The organism is Peribacillus frigoritolerans, assembly GCF_004358755.1.
GTDB lineage: Bacteria > Bacillota > Bacilli > Bacillales > Bacillaceae > Bacillus_P.
This window is the reverse complement of sequence record NZ_SMZY01000017.1, coordinates 1-759: the sequence shown is the minus strand read 5'-3', so window position 1 is coordinate 759 and position 759 is coordinate 1. Positions and strand designations below refer to the sequence as shown.

Below are 759 nucleotides of genomic sequence, written 5' to 3'. Positions count from 1 at the left end.
AAAAGGCGGTGCGGTTCAAAACGGAGGATCGAATCCAACCCCAATGGAAGGGAAGATGGACCCGAAGGTCATACAGGCCTTTGAAAAAAACAAGTACACGAATGTGATTGTCGAGTTAAAAAAACAAGCGGATGTTGGACAAATCGCTAATCAAGCTCGGGAAGAGGCTAAGAAAGTGAAGGCTACCCGTTATCAAGAGAAACTCCGCGTCCGTTCAACTGTCGTGTCAGGACTACAAACGAATGCTGAACAAACACAGGATCATATCAAGAATTTTATCCGTCAAAAGAAAGCGGAAGGCAAACTGAAGGATGATCAATCTTACTACATCGTAAATGCGGTTTCGTTTACATCCACAAAAGAAGTTTTGCAGGAAATTGCCGCCTTTCCGGAAGTCAGCCATATTTACCTAAACGAACGGCACGCTTTGCCGAAACCGAAGACATCTGAAGTCCAAAAAGTAAAAAATGAGCTACCTTGGAACCTGGAAAAAATTCAGGCAAAAAAAGCATGGGAAAAAGGGCTGGATGGATCGGGCGTCGTGATCGCAACGCTTGATACTGGGGTAGACGTAAACCACCCGTCGCTTAAGAAGCAATACCGAGGACTCAATGCGGACGGCACTTTTACACACACCTTCAATTGGCTGGACTTGGTTGGGGATAGTCCTGCTCCAATTGATTTACATGGACATGGTACACATGTGACAGGGACCATGGTTGGTTATGACCCGGAAACAGGCACGCGTACCGGAGTGGC

At 46.4% G+C, this 759-nt stretch carries 1 protein-coding gene; it reads left to right on the top strand.

Annotated elements, in window-relative coordinates; translation table 11 throughout:
• The coding region (locus E2R53_RS22900) for a S8 family serine peptidase (protein WP_165971075.1) at positions 1 to 759 on the top strand (759 nt) is incomplete at both ends.